At 46.6% G+C, this 24,489-nt stretch carries 24 protein-coding genes; 5 read left to right on the top strand and 19 right to left on the bottom strand.

Annotation, left to right across the window (positions count from 1 at the left end; translation table 11 throughout):
• Positions 1-64: 64 nt before the first annotated feature.
• Positions 65-751, bottom strand: a complete 687-nt coding sequence (locus BFI01S_RS06715; RefSeq protein WP_061791915.1) for a response regulator — start codon at positions 749-751, stop codon at positions 65-67.
• Complete coding sequence (locus tag BFI01S_RS06710; protein WP_206700543.1) at positions 741-2,333, bottom strand: ATP-binding protein; 1,593 nt, start codon at positions 2,331-2,333, stop codon at positions 741-743. The genes BFI01S_RS06715 and BFI01S_RS06710 overlap by 11 nt, the downstream gene beginning before the upstream one ends.
• A gap of 90 nt (positions 2,334-2,423) precedes the next feature.
• Between BFI01S_RS06710 and BFI01S_RS06705 the strand changes: the two genes are divergently transcribed.
• A complete protein-coding gene (locus BFI01S_RS06705) occupies positions 2,424-3,479 on the top strand; it encodes a TRAP transporter substrate-binding protein (RefSeq protein WP_061791913.1) in 1,056 nt (351 codons plus the stop codon).
• Between the two features lie 59 nt (positions 3,480-3,538).
• Here the strand turns inward: BFI01S_RS06705 and BFI01S_RS06700 are convergent, their stop codons facing one another.
• The 3 genes from BFI01S_RS06700 to BFI01S_RS06690 form a co-directional block, all read right to left on the bottom strand.
• Entirely contained in the window at positions 3,539-4,732 is a 1,194-nt protein-coding gene (locus BFI01S_RS06700; protein ID WP_061791912.1) for a class I SAM-dependent rRNA methyltransferase, read from the bottom strand.
• A 106-nt stretch (positions 4,733-4,838) separates the two neighbouring features.
• The gene (gene scpC, locus BFI01S_RS06695; protein WP_061791911.1) at positions 4,839-6,374 is read right to left on the bottom strand and encodes a succinyl-CoA:acetate CoA-transferase ScpC; all 1,536 of its coding nucleotides are present in this window, start codon (positions 6,372-6,374) and stop codon (positions 4,839-4,841) included.
• A gap of 130 nt (positions 6,375-6,504) precedes the next feature.
• Positions 6,505-7,170, bottom strand: a complete 666-nt coding sequence (locus BFI01S_RS06690; RefSeq protein ID WP_206700539.1) for a LytTR family DNA-binding domain-containing protein — start codon at positions 7,168-7,170, stop codon at positions 6,505-6,507.
• Positions 7,171-7,288: 118 nt separating this feature from the next.
• On the opposite strand from BFI01S_RS06690, the gene cbpA reads away from it, so the two are divergent.
• On the top strand, positions 7,289-7,933 hold the full coding sequence (gene cbpA, locus BFI01S_RS06685; RefSeq protein ID WP_061791910.1) for a cyclic di-AMP binding protein CbpA: 645 nt from the start codon (positions 7,289-7,291) through the stop codon (positions 7,931-7,933).
• A 37-nt stretch (positions 7,934-7,970) separates the two neighbouring features.
• Here the strand turns inward: cbpA and BFI01S_RS23310 are convergent, their stop codons facing one another.
• The 14 genes from BFI01S_RS23310 to BFI01S_RS06615 all read right to left on the bottom strand — a co-directional run bounded on the left by BFI01S_RS23310 (position 7,971) and on the right by BFI01S_RS06615 (position 23,285).
• Positions 7,971-8,426 (bottom strand): hypothetical protein, encoded by a 456-nt coding sequence (locus tag BFI01S_RS23310; RefSeq protein WP_061791909.1) that lies wholly within the window; start codon positions 8,424-8,426, stop codon positions 7,971-7,973.
• A 60-nt stretch (positions 8,427-8,486) separates the two neighbouring features.
• On the bottom strand, positions 8,487-9,695 hold the full coding sequence (gene lhgD, locus BFI01S_RS06675; RefSeq protein ID WP_061791908.1) for an L-2-hydroxyglutarate dehydrogenase: 1,209 nt from the start codon (positions 9,693-9,695) through the stop codon (positions 8,487-8,489).
• Between the two features lie 18 nt (positions 9,696-9,713).
• A complete protein-coding gene (locus BFI01S_RS06670; RefSeq protein WP_061791907.1) occupies positions 9,714-10,979 on the bottom strand; it encodes a (Fe-S)-binding protein in 1,266 nt (421 codons plus the stop codon).
• On the bottom strand, positions 10,972-12,387 hold the full coding sequence (locus BFI01S_RS06665) for an FAD-binding oxidoreductase (protein ID WP_082804481.1): 1,416 nt from the start codon (positions 12,385-12,387) through the stop codon (positions 10,972-10,974). The genes BFI01S_RS06670 and BFI01S_RS06665 overlap by 8 nt, the downstream gene beginning before the upstream one ends.
• Positions 12,384-13,103, bottom strand: coding sequence for a FadR/GntR family transcriptional regulator (locus BFI01S_RS06660; RefSeq protein WP_061791906.1), 720 nt, complete (start codon positions 13,101-13,103; stop codon positions 12,384-12,386). Before BFI01S_RS06660 ends, BFI01S_RS06665 begins: the two co-directional genes overlap by 4 nt.
• A 13-nt stretch (positions 13,104-13,116) precedes the next feature.
• The gene (locus BFI01S_RS06655) at positions 13,117-15,081 is read right to left on the bottom strand and encodes a TRAP transporter permease (RefSeq protein ID WP_061791905.1); all 1,965 of its coding nucleotides are present in this window, start codon (positions 15,079-15,081) and stop codon (positions 13,117-13,119) included.
• A gap of 13 nt (positions 15,082-15,094) precedes the next feature.
• Positions 15,095-16,111, bottom strand: a complete 1,017-nt coding sequence (locus tag BFI01S_RS06650) for a TAXI family TRAP transporter solute-binding subunit (RefSeq protein ID WP_061791904.1) — start codon at positions 16,109-16,111, stop codon at positions 15,095-15,097.
• A gap of 465 nt (positions 16,112-16,576) precedes the next feature.
• On the bottom strand, positions 16,577-17,074 hold the full coding sequence (locus tag BFI01S_RS06645; protein ID WP_061791903.1) for a GNAT family N-acetyltransferase: 498 nt from the start codon (positions 17,072-17,074) through the stop codon (positions 16,577-16,579).
• Between the two features lie 16 nt (positions 17,075-17,090).
• Complete coding sequence (locus BFI01S_RS06640; protein ID WP_061791902.1) at positions 17,091-18,374, bottom strand: M20 family metallo-hydrolase; 1,284 nt, start codon at positions 18,372-18,374, stop codon at positions 17,091-17,093.
• Positions 18,375-18,646: 272 nt separating this feature from the next.
• Positions 18,647-19,099, bottom strand: a complete 453-nt coding sequence (locus tag BFI01S_RS06635) for a hypothetical protein (RefSeq protein ID WP_048010782.1) — start codon at positions 19,097-19,099, stop codon at positions 18,647-18,649.
• Positions 19,092-19,913 (bottom strand): DUF3100 domain-containing protein, encoded by an 822-nt coding sequence (locus tag BFI01S_RS06630; protein ID WP_048010783.1) that lies wholly within the window; start codon positions 19,911-19,913, stop codon positions 19,092-19,094. The genes BFI01S_RS06635 and BFI01S_RS06630 overlap by 8 nt, the downstream gene beginning before the upstream one ends.
• Positions 19,914-19,967: 54 nt before the next feature.
• Positions 19,968-20,300, bottom strand: a complete 333-nt coding sequence (locus tag BFI01S_RS06625; protein WP_061791901.1) for an aldehyde dehydrogenase family protein — start codon at positions 20,298-20,300, stop codon at positions 19,968-19,970.
• A gap of 107 nt (positions 20,301-20,407) precedes the next feature.
• A complete protein-coding gene (locus tag BFI01S_RS06620) occupies positions 20,408-21,994 on the bottom strand; it encodes a helix-turn-helix domain-containing protein (protein WP_061791900.1) in 1,587 nt (528 codons plus the stop codon).
• A gap of 61 nt (positions 21,995-22,055) precedes the next feature.
• Entirely contained in the window at positions 22,056-23,285 is a 1,230-nt protein-coding gene (locus BFI01S_RS06615; RefSeq protein ID WP_061791899.1) for a benzoate/H(+) symporter BenE family transporter, read from the bottom strand.
• A gap of 171 nt (positions 23,286-23,456) precedes the next feature.
• Here BFI01S_RS06615 and BFI01S_RS24315 point away from each other — a divergent pair, with 171 nt between their 5' ends.
• The 3 genes from BFI01S_RS24315 to BFI01S_RS22950 are packed head-to-tail and all read left to right on the top strand — an operon-like array spanning position 23,457 to position 24,471.
• Complete coding sequence (locus BFI01S_RS24315; RefSeq protein WP_061791898.1) at positions 23,457-23,696, top strand: efflux RND transporter permease subunit; 240 nt, start codon at positions 23,457-23,459, stop codon at positions 23,694-23,696.
• A gap of 14 nt (positions 23,697-23,710) precedes the next feature.
• A complete protein-coding gene (locus tag BFI01S_RS22340) occupies positions 23,711-24,370 on the top strand; it encodes an efflux RND transporter permease subunit (protein WP_338136090.1) in 660 nt (219 codons plus the stop codon).
• Entirely contained in the window at positions 24,313-24,471 is a 159-nt protein-coding gene (locus BFI01S_RS22950) for a hypothetical protein (protein WP_169799733.1), read from the top strand. Before BFI01S_RS22340 ends, BFI01S_RS22950 begins: the two co-directional genes overlap by 58 nt.
• The last annotated feature ends 18 nt before the right edge of the window (positions 24,472-24,489 follow it).

Raw genomic sequence — 24,489 nt, 5'->3', positions numbered from 1 at the left:
GATAAAAGGTAGAAGTTTATGGTCATAACGGATGTTTTGTTCATTTTGGTCTCAGGGAAAAAAGCTAAACGATGACATACCGATTAACAGGCCTGCCCACTCCCCCGTACTGCACATCCAGCCGGATCGCACCGCTTTTTTCAAGATAATCAAGATAACGGCGGGCGGTGACTCTGGCAATGCCGATGCCGTTCGCGACTTCTTCGGCAGAGCGGGGTTCAGTCTGCTGTTTCATAAAAGCGGTAATTTCATTTAAGGTGAATTCATTCAGCCCTTTCGGCAATACGTTTTCTACCTTCTTCGCCTGCTTGGCATAAATCAGAGCATCGAGCTGCTCCTGTGACAGGGTGCCCGATTCCTTCAGGCTCTCCCTGTAATGGCGGTATTTTTCGAGAGCCTGCTGGATCCTGTTCAGCTTAAATGGCTTGATAATATAATCCCTGGCGCCGTTTTGAAGCATCAGCTTAATGGTTTCCTTATCCTTTGCAGCGGAAACAACGATGACATCAGAATCGAGGTGCTGCTTTCTGAATTCCTGCAGGGTTTGAATGCCATCTTTTTTCGGCATAAAAATATCCAGAATCACCAGGTCAGGCTTCAGCTTTTTCGCAAGGCTGATGCCATCCTCCCCATTTCCGGCTGCCGCTATGATTTTAAATCCTTCCACACTTGCAATAAATTCTTTATTCACTTCCTGGACCATTGGGTCATCTTCAATCAGCAGCACACTGATTTCTTCATTAACCGCCATATGATTCTCCCTCCGCTTCCATCGGAAAAGTGATCGTAAAAGAAGTTCCTTCATCCCTGCCAGTTGAAACCTCGATCGCTCCTCCGCCTTTTTCCGTAATTTGTTTGACAAGGTAAAGCCCGTAGCCAGTCCCGCCTGACTTATTGGCGGTAAATCCTTTTTCATACAGTTTCGGCAATATCGCTTCCTCTATCCCGCTGCCGTTATCTTCCACCAGTACCGCATAAATCTCCTCGGTCTGTTCAATGCTGATATCAATTTTTCGATCATCACGTTCACTATGCTCAAAAGCCCCGAAAGCATTCTCAATCAGATTGCCCAGCAGCAAAACAAAGTCATGGTGATCCAGGCGGTTTGGAAACTCATCCAGATTGCTGTTTGGGTCGATGACCACCGTGATGCCCAATTCCTTTCCGCGCCGCACTTTGCTTAATAATAAGCCTGCAATGGCATCGTTCCTGATTTTATCGCTGAGGAAATTCGAGAGATTTTCCTGCTCTTCAGACGCATCGAACGTCAGCTGGAGTGCTTTGTCTGCTTTCCCGAGCTGGATCAATCCGGCAATGGTGTGAAGCTTGTTCATGTGTTCATGGTTTTGCACCCTGAGCGCCTCAACAAAGCTTTTTACGCCTGTCAGCTCTTCGGCCAGCTTCGTAACTTCCGTGCGGTCCTGGAAGATGGCCACAGCTCCGATCTTTTCATTTTCTTTCCGGATGGGAATTCTGGTGCTCAGGATGACCTTTCCGCTTACAATGATTTGTTCGTTATAGACAGCTCGATTACTTTCTACAATTTCCGGAAGCCTTGTGTCCTTTAGCACATCCCTAATCTTTTTACCTGCGACTTTGCCTGATACATTAAAAATTTTCTTTGCCTTTTCATTGAAAATCGTAATGTTTTCCTGGTTATCGATTGCAATGACGCCTTCATTGATCGAGTGGAAAGTGGCTGTCCTTTCCTCCAGCATCCGTTTGATTTCATGGGGCTCCAGCTGGAACATCTGCTTTTTTATATGATTGGCGAGCATTAAAGAACCGATCAGTCCAAATATGAGCGTCAAAAGCACAATGATGCTGATCTCATCTGCCAGATCTGTAATAATCTCCGTAATCGAAGGGATCTTATTGCCGACAACAACCACACCGATTTGATTGAGGCTTTCATCCTTGATCGGTATGAATGCTCGTATAAAGGTGCCGACGTCTCCCTCAGCCTTGGAAAAATAAATATGCTCAGCAAAAGCAGGTTTCTCATCCTCACCTGATGAAGGCCTGCCGATCAGGTCCCGAACCGGATGGGAATAGCGGATACGCTCCATATTCATGATCACGATATAGTCGGTTTCATTGATAATCCGGATTTCCTCTGCAACTTTGTTAACCGTCTTCCAGCCCTGCGGCTGCAGGATACCTTTTTTCACATCTGACAGCTCTGCCACCGTTCTCGCTGTATTCATCGACCGTATCCTCAGTTCTTTTTCTTCCTGCTCCTGGATGTTTGCAATCACGACCATTCCGCCAATCAATAGGGAAAAAATTACGACGGCATAAGACAGGATGGTAATCTTCCAGCGGATGGGCATCTGATTCACAAGGGGTCCCTCCCTTCTGTCTTTACGGATAGAATTCTTGTAAGTATGATAACATTATTAGTTTTAAAAAGGAGGATTCAAATGAAAAGCGCCGCAGGCTATATTCTCCTTGCAGGCATGTTTTTGCTGCTGGCAGCCTTCTTTGGCTATCAAAGCTTTTTTCCAAGAGAAGAGATTCCCTACGATGATGACCAGGAAGGGCTCAAGGATCAAATTGTCTTTAAGTTCAGCCATGTGGTGGCTGAAAATACGCCGAAGGGCCTTGCCGCCCAAAAGTTTGCAGATCTTGTCGCAGAAAAATCGGATGGCCATATTAAAATAGAAGTGTTTCCAAACGGCAGCCTTTATTCTGATATTGAAGAAATTAATGCGCTTAAGGAAGGGCAGGTTCACTTTATTGCCCCTTCCACCTCCAAGCTGGGCATGCTTTCCCCGCAATGGGGCGTGCTGGACTTGCCTTTCGCTTTCCCTTCGCGTGAAGCGGCTCTGGAAGGCCTGAATGGGGATATCGGTGAGCGGCTGCTGGATTCTCTTCAGGGGGACGGCATTAAAGGGCTCGCCCACTGGCCGAATGGCTTTAAGCAGATCACCTCTAATAAGGGGCCCATTCAAAAACCGGAGGATCTGAAAGGGCAATCTTTCCGTATCATGCAAAGTAATGTGATATCGGCCCAATTCAGCCGCCTGAACGCAAAGGCTATTCAGGATTCCTTCAATTCCACTTACAAGCTGCTGGAGGAAGGCGATGTGGATGGTGAAGAAAACACGATTTCCAACATCTACTCAAAGAAATTTTATAACCTGCAAAAGCATATGACAATCAGCAATCATGGCTATCTTGGATATGCAGTGATGATGAGCAGGAAGGTCTGGAATGAGCAGAGTGAGGAAACAAAGAAGATTCTGCTCGAGGCAATGGAAGAAACAACTGAATGGAACAGCCGGATGGCTTTTGACATGAACGAAGAACTGCTTGAAACTATCAGGCAGAAATCCTCCATTCAGATTCATGAGCTCACACCGGAAGAAAAACAGGAATGGCAGGCTGTGCTGGATCCGGTCTATGAGGACTTTTCACAGGAAATCGGGAAGAATCTGGTGGAAGAGATGAAGGAACTGCGGGCTAAATATGAATAAAAAGGTGACAGGCACCTATACCAGTTGGCCGAAGTGGTATAGGTGCCTGTCACCCGTTGTTACAGCTTCTGTATGAATGCTACTTTAAGGTAGTCTCCTTCTTTGAATTCTTTAATGGTGCGGAAGTCTTCAGGAAGGGTGAATTCCTCAAGGATTTTGTAGCGTTCCCCTGTTTGGGCAAACGCTTTTTTGATAAAGTCTTTGAACTTTTTCATGTTGAATGTGCTGCAGTTTGATGATGCCACAATGATTCCGTTCTTTTCTGTGATCTGAATGGCCTGAGCGAGCAGCTCCGGATAATCTTTTCTGGCGCTGAATGTATGCTTTTTGGAACGGGCAAAGCTTGGAGGATCCAGGATGACCATATCAAATGTCAGCTGCTTCCGCACGGCGTATTTGAAGTAGTTGAACACATCTTCTACAATGATATCCTGTGCCTCAAAATCAATGCCGTTGACGCTGAACATTTCAATGGTTTTGCTTTTGCTGCGGTTGGCAAGATCGACACTGGTTGTTTTCTCTGCTCCCCCTAATGCGGCAGCTGCTGAGAAAGCGCCTGTATAAGAGAACGTATTCAGGACCGTTTTTCCTTCCGCATATTTATCCCTGATTGTCTTCCGGACATGCCTCTGGTCAAGGAATACACCAACCATGGCGCCATCATTCAGATAAATGGGAAAGCTGATGCCATTTTCCTTCACCATCAGCGGAAAAGAGGCACGTTCTCCTGCTGCAAAATCATCATCCTCTATATAGGTGCCTTTTACAGCAAACCGTTTCTTTTCATACAATCCTTTTACATCAGTACTGTTCATGAATGCCTGAATCACCGTATCCCTGAACGTATAAATGCCTTCGCTGTACCAGCTGATCACATAAAAGCCATCATAATTATCAATCGTGATGCCTCCGATTCCGTCTCCTTCTCCATTAAAAACCCGAAAGGCGGTTGTATCGGGATCACGGAAAAGAGCTTCCCGTCTCCTTAACGCTTCCTGGAACTTCTTCGCAAAGAATGCTTCATCAAAGGTTTCCTGAGGATTTCGCGACAGTAACCAGCCCCTGCCTTTATTCTGCTTTCCATAATATCCTTTGCCGATGAACCGCCCGCTTTCATCAGTCAGCTCAATGACCGCACCCTCTTCGATTCCCTTCGGAATACGCTGCACCGACTCCTCCGTCACAAGCGGATAGCCATCCCTAAAACTATTCTTATATTTAGAAGCCGCAATTAATTTGATAGCATTACTCATAAATTCACCCAATCATTTTGTTAGTATAGCTATCATTGTAACATTAAAAGTGACAGGTACCTATACCACTTGGATGAAGTGGTATAGGTGCCTGTCACCATCTGTTTTAGCAGAAACTCCACTGAGCAGCAGCAGCTGCCGATGTTTCTTTTAGCATGGTTCCATTTTTGGCAAAGTCTGTGTGCCAGGAGAGGGCCTTTTCCAATACGTGCGGTGTCTGGCCGCCTCTTGTGAGGGCTTCTAGGTAATATTCGCGAAGCTGGTCACGGTAAAGCGGGTGTGCGCAATTCTCGATGATCAACTCCACGCGTTGCCTTGGAGCCAGCCCGCGCAGATCCGCATAGCCCTGTTCTGTCACAATGACATCGACATCATGCTCGGTGTGGTCGACATGGGAGACGAATGGGACGATGCTTGAAATCTTGCCGTCTTTGGCAATGGATTTCGTCACGAAGATTGCCAGGCGCGCATTTCTGGCAAAATCACCGGATCCGCCGATCCCGTTCATCATTTTCGTTCCAAGGACATGTGTGGAGTTTACGTTTCCATAGATATCAAGCTCCAAGGCTGTATTGATTGAAATCAAGCCGAGGCGGCGGGTGATTTCAGGGTGGTTGGAAATCTCCTGCGGACGCATGATTAAACGGTCCCTGTACCGGTCAAAGTTCGTGAAAACCTCTTTCATTTTGTCATCCGATAGAGTGATAGAACAGCAGGACGCAAAGTTCACCTTTCCGGCATCCATCAAATCAAATACCGCATCCTGCAGTACTTCTGAATAGACTTCCAGATTCTCAAACTCAGAATCAAGCATTCCATGAAGCACAGCATTCGCCACCGAACCAATGCCCGACTGCAGCGGTGCAAGGCTATTTGTCAGCCTGCCTGCTGCAATTTCCCCGCGTAGAAACTGAAGCAAATGCTGTGCCATGATGGCGGTTTCTTCATCCGGCGGCACGATCGTGGAAGGGGAGTCCTGCTGGTTCGTGAATACGATCCCCCTCACCTTATCCAAATCCACTTTAATTCCCGAAGCACCAATACGGTCGTCGACTTTCGTCAGCGGAATCGGATTCCTCTCCCCCTGCCTGCCAGGTTCGTATAAATCATGCAGCCCTTCCAGCTGTGTCGATTGGGCCAAATTGATTTCAACAATGATATATCTGGCATTTTCCGCGAAAGACAGCGAGTTTCCGATAGAAGTAGACGGAATGATCAGCCCATCCTCCGAGATAGAAACCGCTTCCAAAATAGCGAAATCAATAGGATCCATTACACTGGCGCGCACAAGCTCTGCCGTGTGGGACAAATGCTGATCGACAAACAGGAAATCCCCCTGGTTAATCCCTTTTCTCATGGTCGGATCGGCCTGAAATGGCAGCCTTTTTCCTAAAATTCCCGCTTCAGCAAAAAGCTTATCCACATCAGATCCCAAAGAAGCCCCCGTATAGACATTCACTTTAAAGCTCTCATGCTGGGCACGACCGGCCAGCGCGAATGGCACCGCTTTCACGTCACCCGCACGTGTAAAGCCGCTTAGCCCCAGAGTCATGCCATCCTGTATCCAGGATGCTGCTTCTTCCGGTGTAACTACCCGGTCATGCAGGCGGCTGTCGCGAATCCGTTCTAAACGTTTCTCCATGATGCTCATCCCCTCTCAAGATATATGTAATCATTCTACCCGGATAAAGAGGGTGCCAGGAATTTTCCGGTTATCTTACGGAAAATTCCGATAAAACAGCAAATTTCACAGCTGAAACAGAAAGAATTTTCTAAAAACCGAGCAATTTCCTGAAATAGCTGGAATAGGACTGGCTGACAGGCACCCGGTCCCCGTTTTTCATGACAAGGAGAAAGGTGGAATGGGTATCAGGAAAGATTTCTTTGATATGATTGACATTTACAATGAATGAGCGGTGGCAGCGGATAAAACTGTCCTTCGGCAGCGAATACTCAAAATCCTGAAGCGAGTATTTATGGGTGCCTGAATTGCTGCCAGTATGTACATAGGTTTTCTTATCCTTTGCCTCAAGGTAGACAACATCGGAAAAAGAAATCGGAATCCAGCCATCATTCGTTTTCATCGTTACAACCGATTTTCCGTCCGTCAAAGCCGGGAAAATCGCGGTTACACAGCCTTCAAGCTTTCCGCCATGCAAAAATGGCACGGCCATGCCGTGATACGGAACACCAAATACATCGCGGTCAATAAACTCCGACACTCTTTGCTGTGCCCCTAAAGCCTTATAGGCGATGGTCCCTTCCTTTACCATGTCCCCCGGCCTGATTTTCAAATCGATGCGCTTGCTCGGCCGGTAATAGATATATTCACTCGTATTGGAAACCGCTATGGAAATCTCATCGGAAAACAGCTCTCCAATTACATCCAGCAGCGATACAACTGTAATACTTTCCACGTTCTTTTCAGCACCTTTCATGATGATGGCTTTTTCTTATTTTACAAGTTTTCGTAGGGGGATTCACTTAATTTCTTATCATTGCCGAAAAGGCACCGGCATAGAATAGAGAAGGTTAGGGGTAAAGGAGGATGCTCGTATGCTGATTCGCCATCAAATGGTTGAGAAAAAAGATGTTCGGTTTTGTGATGAAACCTTTAATTTGGAACAGGCGCTGCAGTTTTTAAATGAAACTGGCTACCGCTGTGTCCCTATTCTGGATGCCGCACATATAAAATTTGCCGGCAATATTTATAAGGTTGATATTTTAGAATATAAAGAGAATCATTCACTGGATGAACCGATTACAGTTCTGGCTAAAGACCAGCAGACCATAATTGATGAGGATGACTCGTTCATGAAAGCCTTTTTCACTCTGAAGAGATATCCTTATCTGCCGGTTGAAAATGATCAGGGGCAGTTTGTCGGATTGCTGACACATGCGGCCGTACTGGAACTGCTGGAAGAAGCATGGGGACTGAACCGCGGAAGCTATACGCTGACTGTGGGAAGCTATGGCACACAGGGAACATTGAAAAAGATAAGCAGTATTATCAGTAAATATAGCGATATCCAGGGAGTCATCTCATTGGATTCATCCAACTTCCATGTCAGCCTGATCCGCCGGATCCTTTTTACATTGCCAAAGGATACGACAGAAGAAACTTTAAATAAAATCAAGAAAGAACTGGACGCAAATGGCTTCCGTGTGATCGGAGTCGAGTGTCATAATGGAGAATGCTGATAGATGAAAAGCCGTTCCTTGATGGAAACGGCTTTTTTTACCTGTGATTTCTATGAAAGAATTCCTGGTACCCGTAAATAATCCATGCGTAAGAGGTGAAGAACAGGAAAATATGAATGGGCTTGAATTTTACAAGCTTGTATAAGTTAAACCTTTGATACAAGTAATTTAGCGGGTATGCAAATGTCAGATCCATGATTGCATTTACTGCCAGGTACTTCTTGAAACTGCCGAAGGTGAAATGGAAGATCCAAAGAGTCCCGATAAAAAATGGACCCAGTATAAAGGTTAGATCATTAAGCAGTTTCTTGAAGTGCCCCCCTTCCACAGTCCACCATTTAAAGGGGATGGCCAGTGTGCTTAAAATTAACACTAAAATACCTGCAAAAACAGAAACGGTTGAAAATTTATTGAATGACTTTTTAGGCAGAAAAAATATGGTCAGCCAAGGAATGACCAAGTGAAGCAGCCTGATCGCTGTAGTTGCTTTCATGTAAAAATCCCCTTTCTTCCATATTATGGTTCAGGGGATTTTGAATTATTCTCCAATAACTTAAACGGCTGATTCCATTTTAAACATTCCGTCCATCTTCCTGACTATTTCTTTTCCAATCTCTATGGACGCCGTCGCGGCTGGAGATGGTGCATTTAAAACATGAATGGAGCGCTTGCTCGGCACAATGAAAAAGTCATCGACTAATGAGCCATCGTCCTTCAGGGCCTGCGCTCTGACACCGGCAGGCCCGGGAACAATATCATCCTTCTGGATGTCAGGCATAAGCTTCTGGACATTTTTCATGAAAAGCTCTTTGGATGCTGAGCGGATCATTTCTTCCACTCCCTCTTTCATATATTTCTTTGCGAGCTTCCAGAAGCCTTTATAAGCCATAACCTCCATAAGGTCTGCCACATTCAGATCCGTCTTTTTATAGCCTTCCCGCTTAAAGCTTAGAACAGCATTTGGGCCAACATCAATGGCTCCATTAATCATGCGGGTAAAATGGACACCAAGGAAAGGGAAGTTTGGATTTGGCACAGGATAGATCAGATTTTTGACGAGGCTGCTTTTCTCCGGTTTGAGCATATAATACTCGCCCCTGAATGGCACTATCTTGACATCCGTTTTCAATCCGGCAAGCTTGGCAATCCGGTCGGACTGCAGGCCGCCGCAGTTTACATAGTAAGCCCCCCTTACCTCTCCCCTGCTGGTCTGAACGATAACTTCCTGATTATTTTCATCAATCGCCTGAACTTTATGATTCAGCAGGATGTCCCCGCCTCTTGCTGTAATGATCTCCGCCATTTTTTCCGAAACCTGCTTATAGTTGACAATGCCGGCCATTGGCACATGGATGGCCTTTTTTCCGTTCACATGGGGCTCGATTTCGTGCAGCTCCGACTGGTCAATCATGCGTATTCCAAGGCCGTTGTCCAGCCCGCGCTGATATAAATCGTCCAAAAGCGGCAGCTCGAAATCTTCGCTCGCGACAATGACTTTCCCGCAGATATCCACTTCAAGCCCATGCTTCCGGCAAAATTCTGTCATGGACTCACTGCCTTTTTTGGCAAGCCTGGCTTTATAGCTGCCAGGCTTATAATAGATTCCGGAATGGATGACTCCGCTGTTATGGCCCGTCTGGTGGGCCGCTACGTGGCTTTCTTTTTCCAGGATGGCCACTTTTGCTGATGGAAACCGGTTCAGCAGCTCCATTCCTGTTGACAGGCCGACAATGCCCCCGCCAATAATGATGTAATCATACATGCTCCTCCACCCTTTCTCTTATTTATGATCAATTCCGCAGGCTTCTGCCAGTAATTCAATGATATGAACAACTCGCACCTTCTCTTCAAGCCCCTCGCGTTTAACCCCGAGGCACATCTGCAGATGGCAGCCAGGGTTGGACGTGACGATGGTATCAGGCGATATTTTTTGGACATGTTCCATTTTGGCGTCGAGTATTTCCATGGACTCTTCATAGTGAACAATATTATAGATTCCGGCCGATCCGCAGCACATATCCCCTTTCGGAAGCGGAACATATGTAATGCCTGGTATGCTTTCAAGGAGCTGAACGGGATCATCCGCCACCTTCTGCACATTTAACAAATGGCAGGATGGCTGATAGGTCACAGCACCTGAGAGTTCCCGGCTGAAATTGATTCCGAGTTTGTTCAATATTACACTTACATCTTTATTCTTTTGTGCGAACACCCTGGCACGCTCTGCCCATTCCGGGTCTTCTGCGAGAAGGTGATCATATTCAACGAGCATCGCACCGCAGCCGCCAATCGCATTAACCACAAAATCAAAGTTCCCTTTTTCAAAAGCCGCAATATTTTCCTTCGCCAATTTCCTGGATGTTCCCGTATCTCCGCTATGGTTCTGCAGCGCCCCGCAGCAGGTCTGTTCCTTGATTACGGTGACTTCGCACCCGGCATGCTGAAGCAGCTTGATACTGAGGTCATTGATTTTGGCAAAAAACACATCCATAATACAGCCTGTAAAAAAAGCAACACGGGCTTTCGGCTCGCACTCCGGCAGAAGGATGCCTGTTCTCAGCTGTTTATTTGGCATTTCCACAGCCGGAGCGATCTCTTCAAAAGCCCGAAGCTGTTCTGGAAGAATGCTGAGCGCCTTGCTTTTGCGGGCGATCGAATCCATGCCTGTTTTCTGATAGGCCCGAAGTGAAGCTCTCATGGATGCGAGCAGCTTTTTATTGGGCAATGCTTTTTGCAGAGCCATGTTCTCCATGAAAGGAGCTGGTGCGCCGGCCCTCTTTACTTGCTTAAAAGACTCGAGGATTTTGCCGTATTGAACATTGGTTGGACATGCCGTCTCACAGGCGCGGCAGCCAAGGCAGAGCTCCAGCGATTCGGTAATTTCATCGATGGTTATTTTTCCTTCCGCCGCCATTTGCACAAGATTGATCCGGCCCCTTGGTGAGTGCCTTTCTTTCCCCATGCTGACGTATGTGGGGCATGCAGGAAGACAATAGCCGCATTGGACACAGTCAAACGTTTCTTTATAGGCGAGCTGGCTAGTCATGGACTAACACCAGCCTCTGTCCTTTTGTCTCGGGAAAAATTTTGCCCGGATTCATAATGTTGTTTGGATCCCAAGCCTTTTTCATTCGTTTCATCATGTCCAGCCCTGCTTCACCAAGCTCCATTTCCATAAACGGTGCCTTCATTGTCCCGATTCCATGCTCACCTGAGAGGGTTCCTCCCAATTCAATCGCTGCCGTAAAAATCTCCTCCACCGCTTTTTCCACGCGCTTCATTTCTTCTTTATCCTGCTTATCAGTTATGATATTCGGATGCAGATTTCCATCACCCGCATGGCCGAATACGACTAAGTCGATTTCATATTTTGCTTTAATTTCCTGAAGCCTTCTGAACATCTCAGGTATCTTGCTTCTTGGAATGGTGGCATCTTCGGAAATTTTCGTAGGCTTTTTCCTGACGATGGCCGGCGAAACAAGTTTTCTCGATTTCCAAAGATTCCCAGAAGATTCTTCATCCCTGGCAATAATGGCTTCTCTCGCCCCAACTTCCAGGCACACCTGCTTCACCTGCTCGCTTTCATCCCTGATGGCGATTGGATGGCCATCAAGCTCAATCAGGATAATGGCATCTACATCTGTCGGGAGCCCGATCGGCTGAAACTCTTCCACCGCCTGGATCGAAGCCTGGTCCATGATTTCCATTTTGGATGGCAGGATGCCTGATGTGAGTACCGCCGATATCGCTTTTCCAGCATCAATAATGTCATCAAAAATAACCATCATCGTCTGAGTGGCCTGCGGTCTTGGTATCAGCTGAAGGATGGCCTCTGTGATGATGCCAAGTGTCCCTTCCGATCCGACAATCAGCTTTGTCAGGTCATAGCCGGTCACATTCTTGACCGTCCTGCCGCCTGTCCGGATAATCTTCCCTTCCGGCGTTACAATCTCCAGCCCCAGCACATAATCTTTTGTTACTCCGTACTTTAAACCGCGTGGCCCGCCTGCATTTTCAGCGAGATTCCCTCCAATTGTGGAAACATGGGAGCTGCTTGGGTCTGGCGGATACATCAGCCCATGCCGCTGTGCTTCACGGTCAATATCAGCAGTAATAACACCTGGAGATACAATCGCAACGGTATCCTCCGGGTCAATGATCAGCTTTTGAGTCCATCTGGAAAAATCAAGGACCATCCCGCCGTGGACAGGGAGCGGACCTCCGCTCAGACTCGTACCCCTGCCTCTTGGATAGACGGGAATTTTCAGTTCATTGGCGAGCTTTACAATACCAGCCGTTTCCTCTGCCGAAATCGGCTGCAGTATGATCTCTGGAATATAGGCTCCGAATGAGCCGTCGTATGAATAAGAAACCAGGTCCGCTTTTTCAAGCAGAATGCGTTTTTCTGATCCCATGATGCTTTTAAGCCGTTCAACAATCTGTTCGGTGATCACAGCGGCACCTTCTTTCCTTCCCTTTCGTTCACCTTCAATTTATTTGTCACATTCTCAAGATGAACTTGCATCGCCTTTGCTGCTTTTCCTTCATCACGTTCTTTTATAGCCGTAAAAATGCTCATATGCTCCTGAAATACCTGCTCGCGCTTTGCCGGAAGACCCACGTTTTTCTGAAGGGAAAACGCAATTGCTTTTCGGTACAGATCATCAATGTTTTCCATTACCTGTATCATGAAGCGATTTTTCGTTGCTGCAATCAGGTGTTTATGAAAATTCACGTCAGCCTGGTCGCCAACTGCTTCAGGGTTCGTCAGTGTGATTTCAAATTGATCAAGTGCCATTTTCATATTTTTCAGGTCGTCCTCATCACGACGCAAGGCAGCAATTGCTGCTGCCTGTGTCTCCATAACCATCCTCATTTCCAATAGCTCAAATACCTGTTCCACGGGAATGTATTCAATCGCTAACGAACCAAGCATGTCTGCCATATTAACCTCTTTAACGAAGCTTCTGCCGCCTTGCCTGGACTCAATGATTCCGCTGGCAGATAACACGCTCAATGCTTCTCGAACAGGCGCACGGCTGACGCCAAATCGTTTGGCCAGTTCATTCTCGGATGGCATCGGCTCATTTGGCGGGAACTTGCCGATCTTTATCATTTCCTTCAGCTGATCCAGCACCTGGGCCGAGATTTTTTTCCGTTCGATTTTCATGGATGTTAGCTCCTTATATGGTGATTTCGACTGAACTGCTTTTCTTTACTCTGATGATATGGAAGAGAATCGCAAACACGCAAAGTCCGAGTCCGGCAATATCCGTGATCATGCCAGGTTTAATCAGCATTAAAGCCCCTGCAAACATTAGGATTCTTTCAACAATCGTCAGCTTGGCATTCAAGTAGTTTCCAAGTGAACTTGCCAGGGCGTAAATGCCCAATGTGCTTGTGATGACCACAAGTGCTACCGATAAAATGGATATCGTTTCTCCCTCTGCTGCCTGAAGCAGAATGATAGGGTTATAGGCAATCATAAATGGGATGATAAAGCCCGGCAGTGAGATTCTAAGCGCTTCCCATGATGTCTGCATCGCATTGGCGCCGGCCAGTCCTGCTGCGGTATAAGATGCCAATGCCACAGGCGGTGTAATATTGGACAATGCACCAAACCAGAACACAAAGAAGTGTGCCGCGATCGGGTTAACGCCAGCTTCTACAAGGGCAGGAGCTGCTGTAACGGCAACGACGATGTAAAGTGCTGTTGATGGAAGCCCCATGCTTAAAACGATGCAAGTGAGCATGACGACGATTAAAATCAGCCAAAGCTGACCGCCCGTTAATTCGACAATATTATAAGCTAATGTAGATCCAATTCCCGTCATGGTGACAACGCAGATGATGATTCCGATGGCGGCACAGGCAATCCCGACCTGAATCGTTCCTCTTCCGCCTTCAATGAAAGCTTCAATAGTTTTAGTGATCGTGATCCTGGAAGATTTATCTTTTGCCAGCCAGCTCGCAATGATGACAGCGCCGATCCCGGCAAATCCGGCAAACAGGGCTGTTTTTCCCATTAAGAGTGTGGTGATAACAACGATAATTGGGATAAGGAGAACCCCGCGTTCCTTCAGGATTTGGACGACATCCGGAATATTCTCTTTGCTGATGCCTTTGAGGCCCTGCTTTTTCGCTTCAATATCAATGGCAAAAATCAAAGCAATATAGTATAGAAAACTTGGAATGATCGCTGCCAGGATGACTGTCGTATAAGAGATTCCAAGGAAACCGGCCATAATAAAGGCCGCAGCGCCCATAATCGGCGGCATAATCATTCCGCCTGTTGAAGCAGCCGCCTCTACTGCACCGGCAAACTTTGGCTTAAGGCCAATGGATTTCATCAAAGGAATCGTAAAAGCTCCTGTTGTCGCAACATTGGCAACCGCACTTCCGCTCAAAGACCCTGTCAGCGCACTGGAAATGACCGCAACCTGAGCCGGGCCACCGCGCTTTCTGCCTGCAATGGCAAGGGCGAGATCATTGAAAAGCTGGGTGGCACCGCTGACAGACAGGAAGGCACCAAAGAGGACGAACATGACAATGAACGTAGATGCCGTCGAAAGCGTTAATCCCAGCACGCCCTCAGTCGTCATATAAAGACGGTACAGCAGGCGTTCCAGTGAAAAGCCGGCATGTCCGAAGATCCACGGGAAGTAGGTGCCAAACAAGGCATATACAATAGCGCCTCCGCACAGGATAGGAATAAAGATCCCAACAGCACGCCTCGAAGCTTCAAGGAGAACGATGATCGTAATGGCTCCAAAGACATAGTCGATCATAATCGGCTGGGAGCCCCGGTCCACATGAATTGTTGTGTAATTCAGGAGCAGGTACCCGAGACCTGCAATCGCAAGTGCCGCAAAAACATAATCAGGGGCTGTAAACCTTTTTTGATTGGAAGACTTTCCGGCAGGATAATAGAAAAAAGTCATTACCAAAAGGATGCCCAGGAAAATCAGGTTTCTATAAATCTCTTGAATATTGGATAATCCATTGGAATAAATGGCAAAAGCAGAAAACAATACAGCAATGATGGCAGCCGCTTTTTTGTATGGGCCCTCCAGCAGCCGCATGCCGCCGCCAGCTTCTTTATCAAGATCAGCTGGCTGTACAATGGGTTCGCTTGTTGATTTTGTCATTCTTTTCCCTCCTTTATTTCGCTTCCGGCGGAATTAGATTTTCAGGTATATCAAGGCCTGCTTCTTTAAAATATCTGTAGGCTCCGGCATGCAATGGCACAGATACGCCATCAAGGGCCGTTTCGAGAGTCATTTCCTTGGCAGAGCTATGAACCTCATACATTTCATCAAGATTCTCATAAAGCGTTTTGGTTAAAATATAGATCGTTTCTTCATCCATTTCTTTAGTTGTGGATAATAGGTTCGGCTGGGCAATGGTATTAATATCTTCGTCAATCCGAGGATAAGTGCCTCCAGGAATCACATAACGGTACCAGCTGTCCGATACTGCATTGATGGCATCCAGCTGCTCATCAGTTACTTCCAGGATCGATGCTTTGACATTACTTGCATACATATCTGTTACAGCGGAAATCGGGATACCTGCCGGAAGGGAACCTCCATCCAATCTCCCGTCACGCATCGCGGAAACCGTGTCACTGTAGCCAAGATACTCAGGAGAAATATCCTTTTTCGTAAGACCGAGACCATCCATCATCACGACTGTGGATTGCTCCGTGCCGCTGGCCTGCGGCCCAACAGAAAATTGTGTTCCTTTTATATCGTCGATAGTTCCGCTTTTGATCTTATTGTTCATCAGCACGAAATGTTCCACATTTGGCCAGAGCATGGAGATTGTGCGCAGATCCTCATAGCGCTTTCCTTCAAAAGAGTCGTCTCCGGCATAAGCCTGGGACGAAATTAACCCCTGAAGAATGGCAAGCTGTGCTTCCCCTTCACGCAGAAGTTCGATATTTTCAATGGATCCGGCAGAGGACTGGCCGCTTGCCTGGATTTTCTCACCCTTTAAATGGCTGCTCCAGATATTAGCCATTCCTACCCCAATCGGGTAATATGTACCTCCTGTTGAAGCGGTCGCAACGGAAACGAATTTTTTATCCTTGTTCTCAGCCGCTGTCCGCACGCCAACAATGGCAATAAAGACAAGTGTCAGAACAGATATGATAATCTTCCACTTTTTTTGAATCATAAAATCCTCCCTTTCCAGTTAATTATGTAAGCGCTTTTTCAAACTTGTATTACAAGTATATAAGATTACACGTTTTGAATTCAATTAAAATTCTGATTTTTCTTTTTGTTTAGTGGAGTTATATGCTAGATTCCTTGAGAATACGGTGGTTTATGAAATGAAAATAGGAAAATTTACCTTGTGGGGATTGGAGGTTCATTTTATTAAGAGGGGGAGGACGGCGGGGGTGGGTTTCTTGTCGGAAACTCTGGGTTCCGACTCTGCCGACGGAGTTTGGGATTTCTCTGTCTGAAGTTTGGGCTGGTTCGGACTCTGGTTGTCGTATTTCGGCTTTCTGTGTCTGAAGTTGGGCCGGGTTGGGACTCAAACTCGCCGATACCCTTTTTCTCTCTTTCTGAAGTGCCATCAGGGTTTAGACCTGAAGAAAAGGCCATTCCCCTTGTTTTAAAAGGAGTGGCCTTTCTGTTATAGCAGCTTACCCATATAGTATTCATCCACAAATTCGCCGTTTATCATAAGCGAATGTTTTTTGGTGCCTTCGATCTGGAATCCTGCCTTTTTGTAGAGGGTGACACCTGCCTGATTGTGAATAACTGTTGTAAGCTCAAGCCTGTGGATATGGTGTTCACGCGCCCAGCGCTCCAGTTCTTCAAACAGTTTAGTGCCGATGCCCCGGCCTCTGTGTTCCCTGATAATGCCTGCAACCAGATAGGCTGAGTGCCGGTTTCTCTTTGCAGCACCGCCGACGGCCATTACGAAGCCTATCAATCTGTTATTCTGTTCCGCGATGATGATGGCCGAATGGTCTACTTTTTGAATGGCTTCAATTCTCTTAAGCTGCGCCTCGGCTGATGTCTGCCTTTCACCTGGCTCAAATAGCATGTAGTCTGATTCGTTTTCTACTTGGGTAATTAGATTTGCCAGGGATTGGGCGTCTGCTGGGGTAATGTGGCGGATAATCATGCAGATTGCTCCTTTTCTATTTTTTCATAAGCCCTTCAACAAAATGTTTCAAAACATGTACACCATATACACAGTCATTTAATGACGTCCATTCCCGCGGATTATGGCTGATGCCATCCCTGCTGCGGACGAACAGCATGGCGGCCGGCACTTCTGTTCCGACGATCATGGTGTCATGGCCTGCTCCGCTCGGGATGTAAACAGGATTAATATTAAACTTAGTCAGAGATTCTGCAATACCAGCCTGCAGAATTTCACTAATTGGCAGAGGTTTAATTTTGGCATTCAGGTTCATTTGCACATCAATACCTCGTTCCTCTGCAATTTTCACCGCTTCAGTCTTAATTAGATCAAGCAGCTGATCACGGGTTTCTTCAAAAATATCCCGGATATCCACTGTTAATATTACTTCCTGTGCGATGACATTAAAGCCATTCGGATGCACGTTCAGCTTTCCGACAGTGGCAACAGCTGTATCACTGATCTGCTTTGGAAAATTCTCGATGGCTGCTACAAATAATGAGGCAGCCACTAAGGGATCTCTGCGTCCAGCCATTGGCGTATTTCCCGCATGGCCGGCTTCTCCTGTAAACGTAACCTCCAGAGAGGCTGGACCTGCAATGCCTTTTACCACTCCAACTGGCTGATTCTCTCTTTCAAGCACCTTTCCCTGCTCGATATGGACTTCCACAAAGGTTTCGAATTCACGCCCGTTTCTTCCTGCCTTTAAGCACTCTTCCGCGCTGCTGCCATATTCGCTCAACACCTCCCGAAACGTTTTGCCATTTTCATCATGCAGGCTATCCATTTCCTCCGGCTTCAGCTGACCCATAAACGCCCGGCTGCCTGTTAAGCTGCTCTTGAATCTCGAACCCTCTTCATCTGAAAAAATAACAATCTCGTACGGCTTCTCAGGTATGAATCCCGTTTCTCTCCATGACTCGGCAACTTCCAATGCTGAGAGAACCCCTAACGGCCCATCAAAGTGCCCGCCATTTGGAACACTGTCAACATGAGAACCTGAAGCGATTGAGGGTCCTGCTGTTTTGCCTTCCAATCTGCCGAATACATTTCCTGCTCCATCTTCAGTCACAGTAAGACCAGCGTTTTTCATCCACTTGATTACTAGCTCTTTCGCTTCTTTCTCTTCGGCAGAATAGCCCGGGCGGGTCACCCCGCCGCTGTCCATTAGGCCTATCCTTGAAAGCTCATCAAGTCTTGAGGCCAATCTTTCGCCGTTTACACCCGAGTGGGTTAGTTCCTTGTCATAATCTTTTACTAACTGTTCATAAAGGTTCATGGGTTTCACTCTTTCTAATTTTGTTGAGATACTATTGACACTGTGAGATTACTGAAATGTTGATTCTGCGCGAAGTGACCGAAATATTGGAAAACTGACCGATAAAATAGAATTTTGACCGATATATCAAAAAAGTAACCGATAAATTTTTAATCTGGCCGATAAATCTGTTAAAGCGGCCGATATCTTTAGAAACAGTTATAAAATAATGACTTTATGACTGATTCAGAGCAAAAAACCCGGCAGATATCCACCTGCCAGGCCGCAAATCATTAAATAATTCCCTGCATCCGCAGAATAATCTCGGCAATTACTGCAGATCCGATGAAGGTTCCGAAGAACACGAAGACTGCGACAATAATGCTTCTCCAGCCCAACTTGGAAAAGTCAGCCCAGTTCTTTCCGATCGAGATCCCTGCATAAGCGAGAATCGGTGTAGCAAGAGCCAAAATATTGACCTGGGTTGTCCATTCGACAACATATTCAGATCCTGGTACTCCTGGAATGGAAACGATGATTCCGATAATCCCGATATATCCGACGCTCGGGATATTGCCTGGCAGCACTTTTTCAAGAATCAGCCCGAGCACACTGATGACAATTAATACAAGCATGCCTGGAATGGCTGCAGACGGCAGGATATCGTAGCCTACCCAGTTTCCGATCAGCGCTGAAAGACCAAAAATCGCCAATATCAAAAACCATTCAGTGATATTTTTAAGCATGGATATCTCCCCCTTTGTCCGAAGCCTTTTTCTCTTTGCGTTTCATCATGATGCTGTACAGCTTCTCAGTAAGAGGCAATCCAATAAAAATACTGGCATACAGGCCTGTTGAAAGTGAAAGCAGGTTACTGGCGCCTGCGAAGGCAACAATCTGCGCCTCCATTTCAGGGAAGGCAGCGACGAGCGATCCGCTGGCGGCCGCCATCATGCTGCCGCTTCCCACCCCTGATGCCATCGCAAAAGACAGCGGATGGAGCGGGGTAATGGTCGCCAGGAATCCGGAAATCAATCCGAGGAAGGCAGCACCAAACACAGTACCGAAAATATAAATAGCCATTACTCCTCTGCCTTCTGGCGAATCAAATCCGTATTTATTCATAATCAGCCCGACGTTCGGCTCCCGGCCAATCGAGTGGGTCATGCCAATGGCTTCTCTTTTAAAGCCAAGAAAAATGGCCACTGGCAGTGCAAATAAGATCGTTCCCAGGTTACCAAGTTCCTGAAGCAATAATGACGGCCCCGCCGCAATGATTGCCTCGATTTGCGGCCCAATCGTTACGCCAATTTTTGCAATTAAAAGAGTAACCCCAAGCACGATGAGGGGCTCTGCATTTTTAGCCTGTTTCTCCTTAATAAGCGGAGTGAAGTAAAGACCCAGCCCCAGAAAAAAAGCATAAAGCATAGGCAGCAGCAGAATAACTCCTGCGCCTACTTTAAAGCTGATCTGTCCAATCGCTTCGGTAGCCGCGACCAGAACCAGCACAACGGCATGCAAGCGCCAATCTTTTAAAATTTCTGTCTTTTCATTTTTCATGTTTCCCCCCCTAGTTTAAAAGATTACTAGATTGATCCGCACACAGCAGAAGAATCAAGCTTGCCCTTTCCTTGCTCCATCGCCTTCCCATTCCTCTTTTTCCTGCTGGATGAGAAAGATCAGTTTAAAAAGGATGTCCCCCCGGCTGATTGGAGATGTATTTTTCCATTCGGGAAAAGCCCTCTTTGCACTTTCAATTGCTTTTTGCACATCAACCTCATTCGACTTCTGAAAGTAACCCAGTACCTCATCTATATGGGCAGGATTCAAGCTGGGATACGTTTCCCCTGTCACAGAAGGAACCCATTCCCCTCCGATGTAATTGTAATAAGTTTCTGCACCAGTATTCCAGAACGCAGTTTTCTGGCTATTAACCTCTGTACTCATCCAATCTCCCCTTATCGCTTAAGCTGAGATTATTATAATATTTCGAATATTCTATGTACACGTGCCGATAAACAAATATTCCTCTCCTTCTTTGTGGCAATCCCCAATTAAGGGTTTAAAAAGTCGAAAACCTGGAAGGCCAGGACAACTGTAATCCAATCTTCTTTCCGGGAAAAATCAAGCTGCAGTTCGCTCTCAATTTTTTTCAGCCGGTATGCCAGGGTATTGGGATGGATATGCATCTCTTCTGCTGTTTGTTTATGGCTTTGATTATGTGCCAGAAAGATTTGCATCGTTTTCAAATAGTCTGGCTCCATTTTTAAAAGAGAGCCAATTTTATCGGAGACAATTTTTTTCAGCAAGCTGCGGTCGGTGTTGAGCCACAGTCTTTCAGCACCAAGCTCAGAATAAGTGATATAGGTTTTGTGCTGATGGTTTTTAGCAAATGATAGGGCTCCGGCAGCTTCCTGATAGGTATCTGTCATATCTGTTAAGGCAACCTCTCTGCCCAAACCTATGACAGCTCTGTTCACTTTTTTCTGAATAGCATCAGCAAGAGATTGGTCATACTTTTTCCGTCCATTCACCAGGAGAGCTATGATTTGGTTTGATTTCGTAAAAACGATTGAGGTTTCACAGTATTTCATAATGATCTGCTCAATCGATCGGATGAGCTTTTCTTTTTGAAGGATGGAGGCTGCATCCCATAGAAAACCGGACTTGCAGTCCACCATCATACAGGCGATGCTGCTTTTCTTATTCATGCGGAACTTTTCCAGAATTCCTTCATTCAGACGTCCGCCATTGATCAAATCATGAAAGGCCTCTTCCCTTAGATGCATCTCTTTTTCAAAAAGCGTATTCTGCCTGACAAACTCCAGTGACAAAGCAGTTGCAGCATGTTCAAGAGCTGCTTTCTGGATATTGGTCAAACGTTCAACTGGCTCATCAAGAAGGAAATATCCGAAAAGTTCGTTGGAGTTTATGATTGGAAAAGAACTCGATGGATTTATTGCTGACTCTGCAAATATTACAGGGGAGCCCAAAATGTGACTGATGGTATCCAGGATATACGAAGTCCCCCTTCCCTCCAGCAGGATCTTCGTAAATTTCCGGTGGATATCAAGGGATTGGCTCAATTCCTCATTTTTTCGCCGTACTTCTTCGTAAAGCTTCGAGTTCATGATGGCAATTGCCGCCTGGTCTGCCACCACCTCCAGCACTTGAAAGTCGGCTTCAGTAAACTGTACATCCCTGTCGAAGTTATCCACCACAAGCACGCCAATGCAATTCTCCTTATAAACCAATGGGACGACGATACCGCTCTTCACTTCACGCCGGTAGACTCCATTAAAAAAGTGAACATAATTTGTCTCAGACATACGGCTCATATGCTCCCTGAACTCATTTCCTGATGCAATTAGGCCCTTTTTAGTCAGAAATACCAGCCCCGTCAAGGATTCACCCGGCTCAAACTTCACCTGGCTCATAAATCCTGTCTCCACCCCGACCCCGCTGGAAAAATGCAATAATCCATCTTCCTTTAATGTGTAAAGAATGGTGGTATCTGCATGGTCTACTAAATCAAAGGCTGCTTGTACCAGCCTTTTTAGAATTTCCTCCAGTTCAAGAGACTGGGTTAAACTGCGATTAATTTCCAAGAGCCTTGAGATCTTATCCTGCATGATAGTCATAGCAGTTCTCCTTTCTAATAGACTGGTGAATGTCATTACAATCTATTATTATTCAACCTATCTATTTTTCTGACAAACTATCCAACTGCCTCTCTATTGTCCGCGCCAATACCGCCCCCGCAACAAGCCCCCAAACAGGAGCGCTGATATGAAGAAAGCTCACGCCTGATAAAGTGACGATGAAGGCTGCGAGGGCACTTAACCTGTACCGGTTTCCGGAAAAGCCTGTTTGCAGGCTGGAATGCAGGACGCCAATCAGAGCGAACCCGGCGAGCAGTGAGACAAATGCCTGCGGAAGCGACTGGATAAAGGGCACGATTTTCCAGGCGAAAATGCCGAACACAATCGTAATTACACCTGACACCACTGCTCCCATATACCTTTTCTCCCTCGGCCCAGAATCCGGTCCGGCACAGATGGCGCTCATCATGCCGGCGATATTGGCACACTGTCCGCCAAAGAAGCTGGTGATTACGGAGAAGACGCCGCTTGATGAGACAATTTTCCGAATAGGGGGCTTGAAATCTTCGCTTCCCAATGCCCCGATTCCTGGTGCTGCATCATTGCTCAGAATCAGCATCGCGAGCGGGAGGGCAATGGTTACGACCCCCATCCAGCTGAATTCGGGCATCTCAATAGACGGCAGAAAATACGCTATCTCTTTGGCCGGATGTACATCGGCTGTTAAAAACAATGCGGCAAAGGCAGCCGCAACTGCTGCGAGCACAGGAGGGAACTTTTTCACATATCTCGTAAAAAGCAGAAAACTGACTAACGCCGCTCCTCCGACAACAGGCATTTCCTGTATGGCAGGCACGAGCTTCACGACATACCCGGCAACAAGTCCGCCAAGCATGGAGGCGATCACTTCTTTCGGAACCCAGCCAATGATTTTTGTAAACAAGCCTGAAATGCCTACCAGAAAAATCAGCAGCCCGGACATCACATACCCGCCAATCAGCTCAGGATATGAGTATTGCGCAGTCACCGTCGCCAAAAATGCTGCACCTGTAATCGAATGCCCCCCTGTAATGGGAATACGATATAGAAGCGGCATAAGAATGCTGTAGACACCTCCGAAAAAATATACTGCAAACATCCAGTTAATCGTCTGCTGATCCGTGAATCTCCCTGCTGACGCCGCCTGCAGGATGATCAGTGCCGGCCCCGTCATGACCAGCGTGCTTGCAATGATACCAGATGAAATGTTTTCCGCTGTCAGATCCCTTATGAAGGAACCCATTTGTTCCGCCTGACTGTATCCGTTATGCCTCTCCTTCGGCAAACCCATTTTTTCTGCCCCCGACTTTCGAATATTTTACTTACTATCATGATTTTAAACGTGGTAATTGTCAAACTATTTAGTTTTCAGAAACAAAAAAAAGAAATACCCTCTCAAGGATATTTCTCTGTTTCGACAAATTTCGGGTGGTGCCTGTCACCCTATATGAGGAGAATGTTAATGAAATTCTTAAAATTGATTGTGCAGAGAAAGATTTTGGTTGCCCTGATGACTGTATTAATTCTCGCTATCGGCAGCTATTCCATTATGGATTTGGATAAAGAGCTGATGCCGCCTGTGACGATGGATGGCGCCTATGTAGAGGTCAGCGCCGGGGAGATGGCAGCGGCTGAAGTGGAGCGATCAATCACTATTCCCCTGGAGCAGCAGATCAGGGGGATTGACGGAGTCGAGTCGTAAACTCTACAACTACGATCGGACGGAGCTCACTTCAAATTACGTTCGATGAAGGGCTGGGCGATGAGCTGTTTAATGAAATAGAGGCAGCTGCCAACGCAGCAAAGGGCGACAATGCCGCGATTACAGATGTTACAGCAGGTCAGTACGGTACCACTCAAAGCTATGAATTTTATATGGATGTATCCGGCGGCAGCATGGAAGAGATGACCGCATTTGCTGCTAAAGTTCTGGAGCCGCGCCTGGAAGCATTCCCGGAAGTCCGGGATGTATCGCTTGCAGGGGTTCAGGAGCACGAGGTACTAATTGAATTGGACCGCAGCAAATTGGCTGAAAAAGGAGTGGATTCAGCAGCTGTAATCGGTGCGATTCAGCAGGTTAACAGCGAAGCCACACTGGGAGAACTCAGCAGTGATGCCCTTCGCTGGAATACGAAGCTGGAAAATGCCACAGATGTACAGAATATCACAATCCCCTCACAAAATGGATTTGTTGATTTGAAAGATGTGGCTGACATTACATTTCAGCCGGTTGAAAGCTCATCCTTTGTATGGAAAAACGGCACGAAAGATTTCATTTTTGTTTGGCTTCGGGAACTTCCGGCAACTACCAGGCGCCGATGGCAACCGTCATTATTTCCGGACTGCTGTTTGCTACCTTTATTACACTTCTCCTGATTCCGGCGGTTTACCGCTTGTTCTCTGTGTCCAGTCTCCGTTTTGGCTGGTTAAAGAAAAAGCAGAAAAAAGTTAAAGTGATTCCCGAAACCATTAATTAACTGTGAACAGCCCCTCAA

The sequence above is a fragment of the Cytobacillus firmus NBRC 15306 genome, from assembly GCF_001591465.1.
In the GTDB taxonomy this organism is placed as follows: domain Bacteria; phylum Bacillota; class Bacilli; order Bacillales; family Cytobacillaceae; genus Cytobacillus; species Cytobacillus firmus.
This window is presented reverse-complemented; position numbering and strand designations above follow the sequence as displayed.